The 13,741-nt window shown below is 55.2% G+C and carries 13 protein-coding genes; 7 read left to right on the top strand and 6 right to left on the bottom strand.

The annotated features are described in order from the left end of the window. Window positions 1-394: 394 nt before the first annotated feature. From K0I31_RS11730 to rnm, 6 genes are all read right to left on the bottom strand, one after another. Window positions 395-1,309 (bottom strand): exo-alpha-sialidase, encoded by a 915-nt coding sequence (locus K0I31_RS11730; protein ID WP_220078500.1) that lies wholly within the window; start codon window positions 1,307-1,309, stop codon window positions 395-397. Window positions 1,310-1,700: 391 nt separating this feature from the next. Further along, the gene (gene rluB / locus K0I31_RS11735; RefSeq protein WP_220042662.1) at window positions 1,701-2,567 is read right to left on the bottom strand and encodes a 23S rRNA pseudouridine(2605) synthase RluB; all 867 of its coding nucleotides are present in this window, start codon (window positions 2,565-2,567) and stop codon (window positions 1,701-1,703) included. After that, window positions 2,567-3,178 (bottom strand): SMC-Scp complex subunit ScpB, encoded by a 612-nt coding sequence (scpB, locus tag K0I31_RS11740; protein ID WP_220045285.1) that lies wholly within the window; start codon window positions 3,176-3,178, stop codon window positions 2,567-2,569. The genes rluB and scpB overlap by 1 nt, the downstream gene beginning before the upstream one ends. A 15-nt stretch (window positions 3,179-3,193) precedes the next feature. Then, entirely contained in the window at window positions 3,194-3,982 is a 789-nt protein-coding gene (locus tag K0I31_RS11745) for a segregation and condensation protein A (RefSeq protein WP_011866046.1), read from the bottom strand. A gap of 163 nt (window positions 3,983-4,145) precedes the next feature. Next, window positions 4,146-4,766, bottom strand: coding sequence for an L-threonylcarbamoyladenylate synthase (locus K0I31_RS11750; RefSeq protein WP_011866047.1), 621 nt, complete (start codon window positions 4,764-4,766; stop codon window positions 4,146-4,148). Then, window positions 4,763-5,623 carry an RNase RNM gene (gene rnm, locus K0I31_RS11755; protein ID WP_220078501.1) on the bottom strand — a complete coding sequence of 287 codons (861 nt, stop codon included), beginning with the start codon at window positions 5,621-5,623 and terminating at the stop codon, window positions 4,763-4,765. The genes K0I31_RS11750 and rnm overlap by 4 nt, the downstream gene beginning before the upstream one ends. Window positions 5,624-6,068: 445 nt before the next feature. Between rnm and K0I31_RS11760 the strand changes: the two genes are divergently transcribed. From K0I31_RS11760 to K0I31_RS11790, 7 genes are all read left to right on the top strand, one after another. Further along, window positions 6,069-7,622: an anthranilate synthase component 1 gene (locus K0I31_RS11760; RefSeq protein WP_220078502.1), complete on the top strand. Its 1,554-nt coding sequence runs from the start codon at window positions 6,069-6,071 to the stop codon at window positions 7,620-7,622. Next, complete coding sequence (locus tag K0I31_RS11765) at window positions 7,619-8,227, top strand: aminodeoxychorismate/anthranilate synthase component II (RefSeq protein WP_220078503.1); 609 nt, start codon at window positions 7,619-7,621, stop codon at window positions 8,225-8,227. The genes K0I31_RS11760 and K0I31_RS11765 overlap by 4 nt, the downstream gene beginning before the upstream one ends. Before the next feature lie 2 nt (window positions 8,228-8,229). Next, window positions 8,230-9,279: an anthranilate phosphoribosyltransferase gene (trpD, locus tag K0I31_RS11770; RefSeq protein WP_434086899.1), complete on the top strand. Its 1,050-nt coding sequence runs from the start codon at window positions 8,230-8,232 to the stop codon at window positions 9,277-9,279. Then, the gene (gene trpCF, locus K0I31_RS11775) at window positions 9,279-10,730 is read left to right on the top strand and encodes a bifunctional indole-3-glycerol-phosphate synthase TrpC/phosphoribosylanthranilate isomerase TrpF (protein WP_220078504.1); all 1,452 of its coding nucleotides are present in this window, start codon (window positions 9,279-9,281) and stop codon (window positions 10,728-10,730) included. Before trpD ends, trpCF begins: the two co-directional genes overlap by 1 nt. Before the next feature lie 51 nt (window positions 10,731-10,781). Next, a complete protein-coding gene (trpB, locus tag K0I31_RS11780; RefSeq protein ID WP_220080834.1) occupies window positions 10,782-11,990 on the top strand; it encodes a tryptophan synthase subunit beta in 1,209 nt (402 codons plus the stop codon). Beyond that, a complete protein-coding gene (gene trpA, locus K0I31_RS11785; protein ID WP_220078505.1) occupies window positions 11,983-12,786 on the top strand; it encodes a tryptophan synthase subunit alpha in 804 nt (267 codons plus the stop codon). The genes trpB and trpA overlap by 8 nt, the downstream gene beginning before the upstream one ends. A gap of 292 nt (window positions 12,787-13,078) precedes the next feature. After that, window positions 13,079-13,684, top strand: a complete 606-nt coding sequence (locus tag K0I31_RS11790; RefSeq protein ID WP_220078506.1) for an HAD family hydrolase — start codon at window positions 13,079-13,081, stop codon at window positions 13,682-13,684. Window positions 13,685-13,741: the final 57 nt, after the last annotated feature.

The raw sequence follows: 13,741 nt of genomic DNA on the forward strand, positions 1-13,741 counted from the left end.
GCCAAAAACAACACATACACTTGATTTACAACGAGTTTTCATAACAACCAAGATTATCAGAAAATGTAAAAATGAAAAAACAATCAGACGATACAAATTAATACGCCTGTACCAAATATGTTTAATAGTTTAACGAAAGATCAATTAAATATAAAAAACAACCACAAAAGTAACAATGTAAAATAATGTATCTCGACAGTAAGAAATGGTAAACAACAATTTTAACAACAAAAACATTAAAATTTATCTATTACGCACCTTAACCTTTACCTTAAAAATAAATTAAAAATCCACAGAATTAGAAAGAATTGACATTCAGGATATTTGACTAAACAAAATGCGAAAATACAGAAGTGATAAAGACCAAATGATGTCTCACTCGGTCTTAAATAGGTTAAAGGGCAATTTTAGCGAAATAAATGGCGCAGTCGCCTTCGTGGGAGGAGTAATAACTGACCATCAAGATATTGTCACAGAGCACGACACCGGCATAACTGGTGTCGCCGCCCGAAGGCAGGGTGAGCAACTCCGCTATTTGCGCGCTTTGTCTGTCGATCGCCACCAGAGCGGTACGCACACGACCATCATAGAGGCGCACCACGCCATAAAGCTGACCTTGATAGAGAAAGGTTACGGGTCCCCCTACGCGGCAATTCGCCGTTTGCCAATGCCACTGGGTATATGGAGGCGCTGACTCGCCCAGCAATGCACGCTCATCGGTCTGCCACAGTGGATCCCGGCGCAGCAGACAGATGGCTTTGTCTGCCTCGTCGAACACTAGACCTGACTCATTGACATAACCGGCCTGACTAAGCTTCTCCACTAAGGGATGAAAATCGGTATTAGCGTCGCTCTTATACAGCGCCGCATAGCCATCATGTTCATGACAATAATAGGCTATGCCATAGAAATGGCCCTTATGGGGCGTGATGCGCCACAGCCACTCTCTCTCTTTTACCAGCGCCCTTGGCGCAGACCAATGTATCCCATCATCAGACTGCCAGCAGTAAGAGCGCATGCCTTCACCCTTGCCCTCATGCATAGCGGCGCCGCCAAACAGGAATAGGCTATCCCCCTCGACCACCAGCTTACCGTCCCTGAGGTCGGCAAAATCGGCCTCGATGAGGGCAACACTATGCCAGTCTTGTCCATCATTATCGGTGCATAGGATCCGCAGCGCACCATCAGGTGAGACATGGGCACCGGCTTCCCTGAATACGCAATAGAGTTTGCCGCGAAAGAGAGCAAGATCGGTAAAGGCATTGTGAGCCGACTTATCCCATATTTTGGTGACTGAGCATAATTTCATCTTGCGCTTCCTGTTGCTAATAAGCTTCATCATGGCTGACGACGACAGATGACTCAAGTCTGTGAGGCTTAGGGAAGGTGCGAATCAGTCCAGTGCTTGCTCTGCGTGTGCTTAAAGTGGGTAGATACAAGGCACAGTTTGCAGCGAATGGCCCTAGTCCTTCGCAAGAACTGTAACGCAGCAAATACCACTGTAAGCCTCGCCCTGCGGGGCTTTGATAGCAACACCATTTCGGCGTTATTCAACTTCAGCAGTCCTCAGTTGAATGCCTTGAACTGCCGCTGCTATCAAAGCCAGAGCTGTGCGACGACTTGTTCGCACCTTCCTTAGGCAACACTAGAAAAAGGCATAAAAAAAGCCGCACAAGGCGGCTTTTACTACAATCTCTATTTTAGCTTCTTTGGCGTGGCGTTTTACCCGCTGTGGTCTTGTGCTTACGCACTGCGCGGCGGATCTTGGCGCTTTTCACCTTGGCGCGGGCCACACTGTGTTTGTCTGTGCCCAGCAGGGTGCGCGTCTCCTCATCCATGCCGGCCAGCTTACGCAGATAGTTCACCTGCTCGATTGGCAACTCGACCCAACCACCGCGAGGCAAGGATTTAGGCAGATCTATCATGCCGTAGCGAATACGGATCAGGCGGCTCACCTGCACTTCCTGGGATTCCCATAGGCGGCGAACCTCGCGGTTACGACCTTCGGCCAGCGACACATGCCACCATTTATTCATGCCCTCGCCACCAGCAGGCTTCACCTTGTCAAAATGGGCTGGGCCATCTTCCAAGGTTACGCCGCTGCGCAGACGCTGAATGCAGGCGTCGGTCACCTCACCAAAGGTACGCACGGCGTATTCACGCTCCACCTCATGGGACGGGTGCATCAGGCGGTTAGCCAGCTCACCGTCTGAGGTAAACAGCAACAAGCCTGAGGTGTTGATATCCAGGCGACCTACCGCCACCCAGCGAGAATCTCGGGTCTTAGGCAGACGGTCGAATACCGTCGGACGCCCTTCGGGATCTTTGCGACTGCAGATCTCCCCTTCAGGCTTGTGATAAGCGATCACGCGGCATACCAAGTCGTCTTCCGACTTAATCGATACCGTACGACCATCAATACGCACCTTGGCATCGGCCTCAATACGATCGCCAAGTTTGGCAATTTCACCGTCTATACTAACTCGGCCTGCAGCAATCCATGCCTCCATCTCACGACGGGAGCCATGGCCTGCACGGGCCAAGACTTTCTGCAATTTTTCACTCATTAGGTAGACTCTTCATCGGTTTGAGGCGCTGTATTGTCAGGGGTCGACTCGACCGCCTGGGTTTGTCCAAACAGCGCCGCTAGTGACTCGGCATCGGATAAGGGAGGAAGGTCCGCTATCCTGTCCAAGCCAAAATAGGCTAAAAATTCATTTGTGGTCGCATAGAGCGCGGGCCTGCCCGGTACCTCTTTATGACCAACAATCTTAATCCAGTGTCTATCGGATAGACTCTTGATGATATGGCTTCCCACCGCCACACCACGTACAAACTCAATATCGGCGCGGGTAACCGGCTGACGATAGGCGATCACCGCCAGGGTCTCCAGGGTCGCCCGGGAATATCTCGGCGCCTTCTCCTGCCACAGTGGCTGCAGATAGGGACTCAAGGTCTCGATGGACTGAAAACGATAGCCGCCCGCCACCTTGACTAACTCTATGCCGCGCCCCTGATAATCCTGCTGCAACTCCTCTATGGCGGCCTTCACCTTGGCGCGGGAGACACTAAAGTTTGCCAGCACACTTTCATTTAAGTGCTTGATAGAGACAGTCCTAGCCATCACAAACAGACTGGCTTCAATCAACTGCTTGAGTTGATCCGGGTTTATTTGCAGTTTCTTACTCGACAATCAATAGGCCCTAACATGTATGGTCGACAGCGGCTGCGCCTGAATAAGGTCGACCAAAAGCTCTTTTACCAGCTCCATCAGCGCAAGAAAGCTCACGACCACGCCGGCTCGCCCCTCAGAAACATCAAACAGCTGCTCGAAAGGCACATAGGACTTGCCTTCTAGCATAGCCAATATTTGCGTCATGCGTTCCCGTGTCGACAGATGTTCACGCTGCACATGGTGATGCTCAGTGGCCTCGACCCGCTTTAACACGGCGGCGAAGGCACCGGCCAACTCCACCAGGGAAACCGACGGCGGCACTAATACCGGCTTGATATCAGGCGCGGGCAACACCTTAGCCTGAAACACATCTCGCTCGAGTCGCGGCAAGGCATCTAGCCTTTGCTGCGCGTCTTTAATCACCTCGTAGGCCTTAAGCTGCCTGATCAGCTGGGCACGAGGATCGGCCTCATCTTCCTCTGCAAGCTCGGGTCTTGGCAGCAAGAGGCGCGACTTGATCTCGGCCAGGGTTGCGGCCATCACCAGATAGTCGGCGGCCAGCTCCACCCTCGCCCCCTGCAACAGCTCGATATACTCAAGATATTGATCCGTCACCGGCGCAATGGCCATCTCGACCACATCCAGTTTCTGCTTACGGATCAGATAGAGCAGCAGATCCAGCGGGCCTTCGAAAGACTCAAGAAACACCTCTAGCGCCTCGGGCGGAATAAAGAGATCCGCCGGCAGCTCCTTAACGGGCTCGCCCCTGACCACGGCCAAAGGTAAACTTTGCTGAGTCCCCTGCATCCGCTCTCCAAGTCAGCAGACAGGCAATTTCCTGCCACAGGCTAAAGGTTAGATCATAACGATAAATTACCGCCATTTAGGGCGAATAATCACCCGTTTCTGGCGAGGCTAATCGACACCAAACGCGCGATTATACCTGCAAATTTGACCAATAGACAGGGCTTTAGCCAAACTGGCTAACATCACCTGCACCTTCACGTAAAATCTCGATATCGCCCTCTGAAAGATCGATAACCGTCGTCGGTTTCTCACCCAGATAACCGCCATGTATAATCACGTCTACCTGATGCTCGAGGATGTCACGGATATGCTCGGGATCTGACTCGGTAAACTCTTCACCCGGCAGGATAAGACTGGTAGACATCAGCGGTGCATCGAGTGCCTCCAGCAGCGCTAGGGCAATCACATTGTCTGGCACGCGAATACCGATTGTCTTCTTCTTCGGGTTCTGTAGGCGCTTAGGCACCTCTTTGGTGGCCTTGAAGATGAAGGTAAAAGGACCAGGAGTGTTGTGCTTGAGCACTCTATAGGCCTGGTTATCCACCCTGGCATAGGTCGCCAGCTCAGACTGATCACGCACCATCAACGAGAAGTTGTGATCGTTCTCGATCTGACGAATACGCACTATGCGGGTCATCGCATCTTTCTCACCCAGCAGACAACCTAGGGCATAGCCAGAGTCTGTGGGATAGACCACCACGCCGCCCTGCTTAATCACATTGACCGCCTGATTAATCAGACGAACCTGAGGATTTTCCTCGTGTACATAAAAAAATTGACTCATGGGTTTCCCATCCAATTATCCATTTGCCACACCCAATCGACACCTTGGGGTTGGAACATATTTCTACCTAACTCGAGCCAGCTACCGGGAAAATGAAAATCGCTTCCCAGCGAGGCATGCAGTTCATTTAGCCGACTCAAGGCAATTAAATTGTTACGATCGTCCAGGGTCTGCTGACCCAGCACCACTTCCATGGCATCGCCACCGGCGGCCTTAAATTCACGTACCAGACGCTTTAACCATTTGGCCGACAACTTGTAGCCGCTGGGGTGTGCCAGCACGGCGACGCCGCCCGCCTCATGAATGATGGCGATAGCGGTTTCCATGTCAGACCAATTGTTGGGCACATAGCCTGTCTTGCCCCGGGCCAGGTATTTCTTAAACACGGCGGCGGCATTGGTGGCATAGCCGTTGTCCGCCAACCAGCGCGCATAGTGGCCGCGACTCAGCGCCGCACCTTCGGCTAACGCCTTAGCCCCTTCATAGGCGCCGCTGATACCCGCCTTCTCCAGGCGCACGCCTATCTCCATCGCCCGCGCCTCACGCAAGGCACGCTGCTGGGTCAAGAAGGCATCCAGCCCCTGATGTTCAGGATCAATATTTAAGGCGACGATATGAATATCGAAATTATTCCAGCGGGTAGAGATCTCGCAGCCGTTAATCAGAGTCAAAGGCTCTGCTTGACTGTCGTTGAAGCTGTGGGCTTCCTTAAGACCGGCTAAGGTATCGTGATCGGTAATGGCCAGCATCTGCACCCCATTGTCCAGGGCGCGGGTCACTAATTCTGACGGGGTTAACTGGCCGTCGGATGCCGTGGTGTGGCTGTGAAGATCGATTAAACGCGTTTCATCTGTCATCCCTTTATTCTACTCGACTTTGTTATTAGAAACATCTAATTGGATGAAAATGGACGAAATTGCATGAGATTCGTTAAATCTTCTCGGTAATCACTGCAGATTGTGATCCCAAAATGATAAATACGCCAAATAGAAAAATATTCAATTGACAAGGCAACGGAGGGGATGTTTTTATATAGCCATCAACAAGATTTTACCTTTACATGAGATAGACACTGAAATGACGACGCAGCTATTCAACAACATCAACTGGTGGTGGCACTTCCCAACATAGCGGGTGGTGTGAATTTCTGTGCTCATGTAAAAGAGACAAGATTTAAACAAAAAGCCCGCACTCGATGCGGGCTTTTTGCATTTAATCGCCTAATTTTATTAATAGATTTATACACGACTAACCCAAACGCATAAACAAGTTAGTCTACTATCGGCAAGTAGGAGCGCAAATATGGGGCAAGAGTTTCTGGCCAGCGTCAACACCATAAAGGAGCGGATCACCTATCATGATGATCCTCTCCAGCTGTATCAGCACCTGACGCAGGATGCGGCACATACCATGTTGCTGGAGTCGGCTGAGATCGACAGTAAGGACCACCTTAAAAGCATCATCATGACCCACGCCGCCCTGGCCATACGTTGTGAAGGTTACCAACTTAGCTTCACCGCGCTGAGCGACAATGGTCAGGCGCTGCTGGTTCCCATTGCCCGCTTCTTCGGCGAAGATGAAAGCCTGGTCGATGGAAAGACACTCAACTTACTCCTGCAAAAAGACACCTCGCTCCTGGATGAAGATGCCAGATTAAAATCTACCTCACCGCTCGACGGCCTGCGCAGCCTGATAAAGCATATCGACATGGGCAATGATGCCCAGTTCGAGAGCCTGTTCCTCGGTGGCGTGCTGGCGTTCGATCTTATCGACACGGTAGAGCCGCTGCCAAAGGTGAACCAAAGCACCAATACCTGCCCTGATTACCTCTTCTACCTGGCCGAGACCCTGATCCTGGTCGATCATCAAGCGCGCAGCGCCGATATCATCAGCCATGATTTTACCCAACAGGCAGATGTTAAGGCGGCATTAGCCGAGCGAGTCGCCCAGCTGCACCAGGCCTGCAGCAGCCTTCCCGATATCGCCCCGCTCTGCCCTGTGGATGCCGAGACCCAGGTTAATGTGTCAGATGATGAGTTTAAGACCATAGTGACAGATCTTAAGTCTCATATCGTCGCCGGCGATATCTTTCAGGTGGTGCCATCGCGCAGCTTCAGCCTGCCTTGCCCGAATGCCCTGGGCGCCTACCGCGCCCTGAGACTAACCAATCCCAGCCCCTACATGTTCTACTTCAGAGGCGATGACTTTACCCTGTTTGGCGCCTCGCCAGAGAGTGCCCTCAAATATGAGGCCAGCACCAACCAGGTGGAGATCTACCCCATCGCCGGCACCCGCAAACGCGGCAAGACCGCGAGCGGCGAGATCGATTTCGATCTCGACAGCCGCATCGAGCTGGAACTGCGTCTGGACAAAAAAGAGCTGTCCGAGCACCTGATGTTGGTGGACTTGGCCCGTAACGATGTGGCCCGCATCAGCCAGAGCGGCACCCGCAAGGTGGCCGAGCTACTGAAAGTGGATCGCTACTCCCATGTAATGCACCTGGTCAGCCGGGTCACTGGCCAGCTTAGAAGCGATCTCGATGCCCTGCACGCCTATCAGGCCTGCATGAACATGGGCACCCTAACCGGTGCCCCTAAGGTAAGCGCGGCCCAGCTTATTCGCGGCGCCGAAAAGACACGTCGCGGTAGCTATGGCGGGGCCGTAGGCTATCTCAACGGCCTTGGTGACATGGACACCTGCATAGTGATCCGCTCCGCCTTCGTTAAAGAGGGCACGGCCCATATTCAAGCCGGCGCAGGTGTGGTGTATGACTCAGATCCCCAGGCGGAAGCCGACGAGACCCGCCAGAAGGCCCAGGCGGTCATATCAGCCATCAAGATGGGAGGCGGACAATGAAGCTCTACCTACTGGATAATTTCGACTCTTTTACCTACAACCTGGTGGATCAGTTCCGCAGCCTGGGCTTCGAGGTGGTGATTTACCGCAACGACTTAGATGCCCAGTTTATCGCCGACAAGTTACTGCAAGAGCAAGGCAAGGCGGCGCTGGTGTTGTCACCCGGCCCGGGAGCGCCCCATGAAGCGGGCTGCCTGATGGCACTTATCGGCCTGTTAGCTGGCAAGGTGCCCATGCTGGGGATCTGTTTGGGCCACCAGGCGATGATCGAACACTTCGGCGGCAAGGTGGAACGCGCCAAGCAGGTGGTTCATGGCAAGGCCAGCCCGACAGAGCATAACGGCCAGGGGATATTTGCCGGTCTGCCCTCGCCGCTACCAGTGGCCCGATACCACAGCCTGGTGGCGACACAAGTGCCAGACTGCCTCGAGGTGATCGCCACCACAGAGGAGATGCCTATGGCCATCTCCCACAAGAGCGTCAAGGCGGTGGGCTTTCAGTTCCATCCCGAGTCTATCTTGACCACGCTCGGCAGCCAGTTGCTGACCCAGACATTGACCTACCTGACCCAAGATGCCCAACTAAGCAGCGGCCAAGGAGTATAGTAATGAGTGAACTACAGCCGATTTTCGACAGGCTTTATCAGGGGCAAACCATCAGCCGCGAAGAGACCAAGGCGCTGTTTAGCGAGATAGTCGAGGGCAAGATGGATCCCGTGGCCATGGCCGGCATGTTGGTCGCGATGAAGATGCGCGGCGAGACCATAGATGAGATCTCAGGCGCCGCCGACGCCCTGCTGCAAGCCGCCAAGGCGTTTCCCGCCCCCAGTGAGGCGACACGCACCCAGGGCATAGTGGATATCGTGGGTACGGGCGGTGACGGTCACAACACCATCAACATCTCGACCACCTCAGCCTTCGTGGCCGCCGCGGCGGGCGCCAAGGTGGCCAAGCACGGCAATCGCAGCGTATCAAGCAAGTCTGGCTCGTCTGATCTACTGGCGCAGTTTGGTATCGATCTCACCATGGCGCCCGAGACCGCAAGAGACTGTCTCGACGACTTGGGGCTCTGTTTCCTGTTCGCGCCCCACTATCACGGCGGCGTGCGCCACGCGGTGCCTGTACGTCAGGCGCTGAAGACCCGCACCCTGTTTAACGTCTTAGGTCCATTGATCAATCCAGCCCGGCCCGACTACATGCTGCTGGGGGTCTATGATCCTATGCTGGTGCGTCCTATCTGCGACGTACTCAAGGCGCTGGATGTAAAACGCGCCATGGTGGTTCACGGTAGCGGCCTGGATGAGGTTGCGGTTCACGGCGAAACCTTAGTCTGTGAGCTGAAACAGGGCGAAATTGTCGAATATTACCTTTCACCCGAGGCCCTGGGGCTCAGCCGCGCCGAGATAAGCGATCTCGCCGGCGCAGGACCTGCAGAAAACGCCGAAATCACCCGCGCCATATTGCAAGGCAATGGCCAGTTGGCGCACACTGAGGCGGTAGCTGCCAATGCGGGCTGCGCCCTCTATGTATCCGGCTGCTGTGACAGCCCACAGCAAGGCACGGCGCTGGCGCTACAGACCCTCGCCAGCGGCAAGGCATACACCTTACTCGAGCAGCTTGCTAGCGCGAGCCAAAGTGACAACCTAGGAACAAACTGATGCAAGCGAGTGTAAACAGTCAAACTAGCGCTTCTAAAACAAGCAGCAACGTGCTGACCCGTATCGTCGACACTAAACCGACTCATATCGCCGCCCTGAAACAGCGCTTCCCCGAGGCCTCGCTAACGCCCAAGGTGTCGGATCGTAGCCTGTACCAGGCACTCAAGGCGCCCAATGCCGGCTTCATCTTCGAGTGCAAGAAGGCCAGCCCCTCTAAGGGCCTCATCAGACAAGCGTTCGATGTCGAGGCTATCGCCGATGTCTACAAGCATTATGCCGCGGCCATCTCGGTACTGACCGACGAGCAGTTTTTTCAAGGCGATATGGATTACCTGCCCAAGGTACGCGCCCGGGTGAGCCAACCCATCTTATGTAAAGATTTCTTCGTCGATCCCTATCAGGTGAAACTGGCGGCCCACCAAGGCGCCGATGCCATACTGCTGATGCTATCGGTACTGGATGATGAGCATTATCGCCAGCTGGCGAACCTGGCTGCCCAGTACCAGCTGGATGTGCTGACCGAGGTCAGCAATGAAGAAGAGCTCAAGCGCGCCATCGCCCTTGACGCCGCCATCATAGGGATCAATAACCGCAACCTAAGAGATCTCACCACAGACCTGGCAACCACAGAGGCGCTCGCGCCGCACATCCCAGCAGACCGCGTGGTAGTGAGCGAATCAGGCATCTACACTCAGCAGCAGGTAAGACGCCTGAGCCCCTTGGTAGATGGCTTCCTGGTGGGCAGCTCCTTGATGGCCGAGGCCGATCTTGATCTCGCCTGCCGCGCCCTGACCCTTGGCCACAACAAGGTGTGCGGCCTGACCCGCAGTGAAGATGTGCGCGCCGTCATTGACGCCGGCGCCCTCTACGGCGGACTAATCTTTGCCAAGAAATCGCCTCGCTACGTGACCCCAGAGCAGGCACTAGACATAGTCGAGCAGCAGCGAAGCAGTGGCAAGGGGCTGAATTTTGTCGGCGTCTTCGTCAACGAAGAGCTCTCCATCATCGCCGAGCTGGCCAAACGTTTAAACCTGTTTGCGGTGCAGCTTCACGGCAGCGAGAGCGAATATGATATCGATCAGCTCAGACTTAAGCTAAATGAACTTGATTGCCAGACCCAGATCTGGAAAGCGGTAGCCGTCAGCGTCGATAGCGACGATTGCCAGGCCCCCTCCACGCCAGACAATGCCGATCGCCTGCTCTACGACAGCAAGACAAAGGCGGCAAACGGCGTGCAGTTTGGCGGCACGGGCCATGCCTTTAACTGGCAGCAGCAACTGCCTAGTAAGGCTGATGCCATGCTGGCCGGTGGGCTTAACGCAGGCAACGCCTTCGACGCCGCCCGGCAGGGCTTCTTTGGCCTGGACTTTAACTCGGGCCTCGAGTCGGCTCCCGGCGTCAAGGATGCGGAGCTTATCAAGCAAGCCTTTACCGCCCTTAGAGAATATTAACGTTTTGCGGCGCACCGAAACGACGCCGCCCCATACAGAGAGAGCTTTATGATGACTAAGCTGGACCCTTATTTCGGCGAATATGGCGGTATGTTTGTGCCGCAGATTTTGATGCCCGCCCTCAAGCAGCTCGAAGCCGCCTTCGTCGATGCGCAGAACGATACGAGCTTTCAAGCCGAATTTACCGATCTGCTGAAAAACTACGCCGGCAGACCGACCGCCTTGACGCTGACCCGTAACCTCAGCCCCAATCCTCTGGTGAAGATCTACCTCAAGCGTGAAGATCTGCTCCATGGCGGCGCCCACAAGACCAACCAGGTATTGGGTCAGGCCCTGCTGGCCAAGCGTATGGGTAAGAAAGAGATCATCGCCGAAACCGGCGCCGGGCAACACGGCGTCGCCACGGCCCTGGCCTGCGCGCTATTAGGCCTCAAGTGTAAGGTCTACATGGGCGCTAAAGATGTCGAGCGTCAATCGCCCAACGTGTTTCGCATGCGTCTGATGGGCGCCGAGGTGATCCCCGTCACCTCAGGCTCAGCCACCCTGAAAGATGCCTGTAACGAGGCGATGCGCGACTGGTCAGCCAGTTACGACAAGGCCCACTACCTGCTGGGTACCGCCGCTGGCCCCCATCCCTTCCCCACCATAGTGCGCGAATTCCAGCGCATGATTGGCGAAGAGACCAAGGCGCAGCTCCTAGAGCGTGAAGGACGTCTGCCCGATGCGGTGATCGCCTGTGTCGGCGGTGGTTCTAACGCCATCGGCATGTTTGCCGACTTTATCGACGAGCCTTCGGTAAAATTAATCGGTGTCGAGCCTGCCGGACTCGGCATAGACACGCCTAAACATGGCGCGCCCCTCAAACACGGCAAGACGGGGATCTTCTTCGGCATGAAGGCGCCGCTGATGCAAGATAAAGAGGGCCAAATTGAGGAGTCTTACTCCATCTCCGCAGGCTTGGACTTCCCGTCTGTGGGCCCGCAGCACGCCCATCTGGCGGCGACCGGTCGCGCCACCTATGAGTCGGCCACAGATGATGAGGCGCTCGCCGCCTTCCAACTGCTGGCCCGCAGCGAAGGGATCATCCCCGCGCTGGAATCGGCCCATGCCCTGGCCTATGCCATCAAGCTGGCCGAGGCCGCCACCGAGGAGACGCTATTGGTGGTGAACCTCTCAGGCCGCGGCGACAAGGATATCTTCACCGTCGCCGACATCTTAGAGAAACAACAAGCAAACAACGAGGAGAGCGGCAATGAGTAACCGTTATCAGGCAGCATTTGCCGCACTTAACGCAAGCGGGCGCGGCGCCTTCGTGCCTTTCGTCACCATAGGCGATCCCAACAGAGAATTGTCGCTGAAGATCATCGAGACCTTAGTGGAAAACGGCGCCGATGCCTTGGAGCTGGGCTTTCCCTTCTCCGATCCCCTCGCCGATGGCCCTGTGATCCAGGGGGCAAATCTGCGCGCCTTAGCTGCGGGCACTACTCCGGGTGGCTGTTTCGAGATCATCACTGCGGTGCGCGCCAAGTACCCAGAACTGCCCATCGGCCTGCTGCTATACGCTAACCTAGTCTATGCCAACGGCGTCGAAGCCTTCTACGCCAAAGCCAAGGCCGCCGGCGTGGATTCTGTGCTTATCGCCGACGTGCCGGTGGAAGAGGCAGCCCCCTTTATCGCCGCAGCCAAGGCACACGAAGTAGCGCCAATCTTTATCGCGCCGCCCAATGGCGATGCCGAGACGCTGCGCCAGGTCGCCGAGCAGGGCCAGGGCTACACCTACCTGCTATCACGCGCCGGCGTCACGGGCACAGAGTCGAAGGCAGGCATGCCGCTTGATGATATCCTGACCCAGCTCAAGGCCTTCGATGCCCCGCCGCCCCTACTGGGCTTTGGTATCGCAGAGCCGGCTCAGGTCGAGGCTGCTATAGCTTCGGGCGCGGCAGGCGCCATCTCGGGTTCTGCCGTGGTGAAGATCATCGAGGCCCATCAAGACGACGAGCAGGCCCTGCTCAGCGCCCTGGGCCAGTTTACCCGTGAGATGAAGGCGGCGACCTAAGCCTAAACGTCTAACCCCCTTCTCATCCAATCTAAAGTCCCCGCACCAGCGGGGATTTTTTTATCCGCTACTCCCCATTACTGATCCATTAGTCGCCGGGCGCCGTATATCCTCAATCAAACCAAAAGGGAGCCGGCGCTTGAAACGCTCGCTAATGTCAACCTGACAGGAGTGACAGGCGGCTACTGGCTATACTTATAGCTATTAAGCCAGCGACTTTCTAAACAACAGCCTTCTTAACATCAGCCTTCTTAACAACAGCCTTCACCTTCAATCTAGATAAGGACACACCATGCAGAGCTTTAATAACTTGTTTAAGGGAGTGATCTTCGACCTCGACGGCACCTTAGTGAGCAGCTCCCTCGACTTTAAGGCCCTCAAGCAGGCGGTCGGCTGCCCGTTAGACCAGGATATTCTCGCCTTCGTACAGCAACTGCCAACAGAGCGTGCCAAGAAGGCCCATAGCATCATCACTCAGGCCGAGCACTTAGATGCCCTGAGTGCCAGGGCGATGAGTGGCGCCTTAGCCCTGCTGGATTTTTTGTTGCTGCAACAGATCCCCACGGCAATCGTCACCCGCAACAGCCGCCAGGCGGCCGAATTAAAGATAGAGCGCTGCGCCCTGCCAATCGATCTCATTCTCAGTCGCGACGATGGCCCGGCCAAGCCAGATCCCAGCTGTCTGCTGGCGCTAGCAAAGTTGTGGCAGCTGCCGCCGTCGCAGATAGCCTATGTGGGCGACCATCACTATGATATCCAGGCTGCCAAACGAGCGGGCATGCCATCTGTGCTAGTCAGCGAGCAGAGAGCCTATGGCGAGCAGCATGGCGCCAGCTACATCTTCAGGGATCTCATGGCGCTGCACAGGGCCTTACCCTCCATCTCTCTGTGCGCCTGAGCTTGCAAACAATAAGCAGCGCACATGAAGATGCTACTTGGCTTGACCTTGCTAGGC

Origin of the sequence: Shewanella spartinae (assembly GCF_019457555.1) — a bacterium.
Lineage (GTDB): Bacteria > Pseudomonadota > Gammaproteobacteria > Enterobacterales > Shewanellaceae > Shewanella > Shewanella loihica.

Excerpts from the sequence above, each read along its gene's own strand:
- K0I31_RS11765 (WP_220078503.1), top strand. The coding sequence starts at position 7,619 with ATGAAGCTCTACCTACTGGATAATTTCGACTCTTTTACCTACAACCTG.
- rnm (WP_220078501.1), bottom strand. The coding sequence starts at position 5,623 with ATGACAGATGAAACGCGTTTAATCGATCTTCACAGCCACACCACGGCA.
- K0I31_RS11790 (WP_220078506.1), top strand. The coding sequence starts at position 13,079 with ATGCAGAGCTTTAATAACTTGTTTAAGGGAGTGATCTTCGACCTCGAC.
- trpCF (WP_220078504.1), top strand. The coding sequence starts at position 9,279 with ATGCAAGCGAGTGTAAACAGTCAAACTAGCGCTTCTAAAACAAGCAGC.
- K0I31_RS11760 (WP_220078502.1), top strand. The coding sequence starts at position 6,069 with ATGGGGCAAGAGTTTCTGGCCAGCGTCAACACCATAAAGGAGCGGATC.
- trpB (WP_220080834.1), top strand. The coding sequence starts at position 10,782 with ATGACTAAGCTGGACCCTTATTTCGGCGAATATGGCGGTATGTTTGTG.
- trpD (WP_434086899.1), top strand. The coding sequence starts at position 8,230 with ATGAGTGAACTACAGCCGATTTTCGACAGGCTTTATCAGGGGCAAACC.
- K0I31_RS11750 (WP_011866047.1), bottom strand. The coding sequence starts at position 4,766 with ATGAGTCAATTTTTTTATGTACACGAGGAAAATCCTCAGGTTCGTCTG.
- K0I31_RS11730 (WP_220078500.1), bottom strand. The coding sequence starts at position 1,309 with ATGAAATTATGCTCAGTCACCAAAATATGGGATAAGTCGGCTCACAAT.
- K0I31_RS11745 (WP_011866046.1), bottom strand. The coding sequence starts at position 3,982 with ATGCAGGGGACTCAGCAAAGTTTACCTTTGGCCGTGGTCAGGGGCGAG.
- trpA (WP_220078505.1), top strand. The coding sequence starts at position 11,983 with ATGAGTAACCGTTATCAGGCAGCATTTGCCGCACTTAACGCAAGCGGG.
- rluB (WP_220042662.1), bottom strand. The coding sequence starts at position 2,567 with ATGAGTGAAAAATTGCAGAAAGTCTTGGCCCGTGCAGGCCATGGCTCC.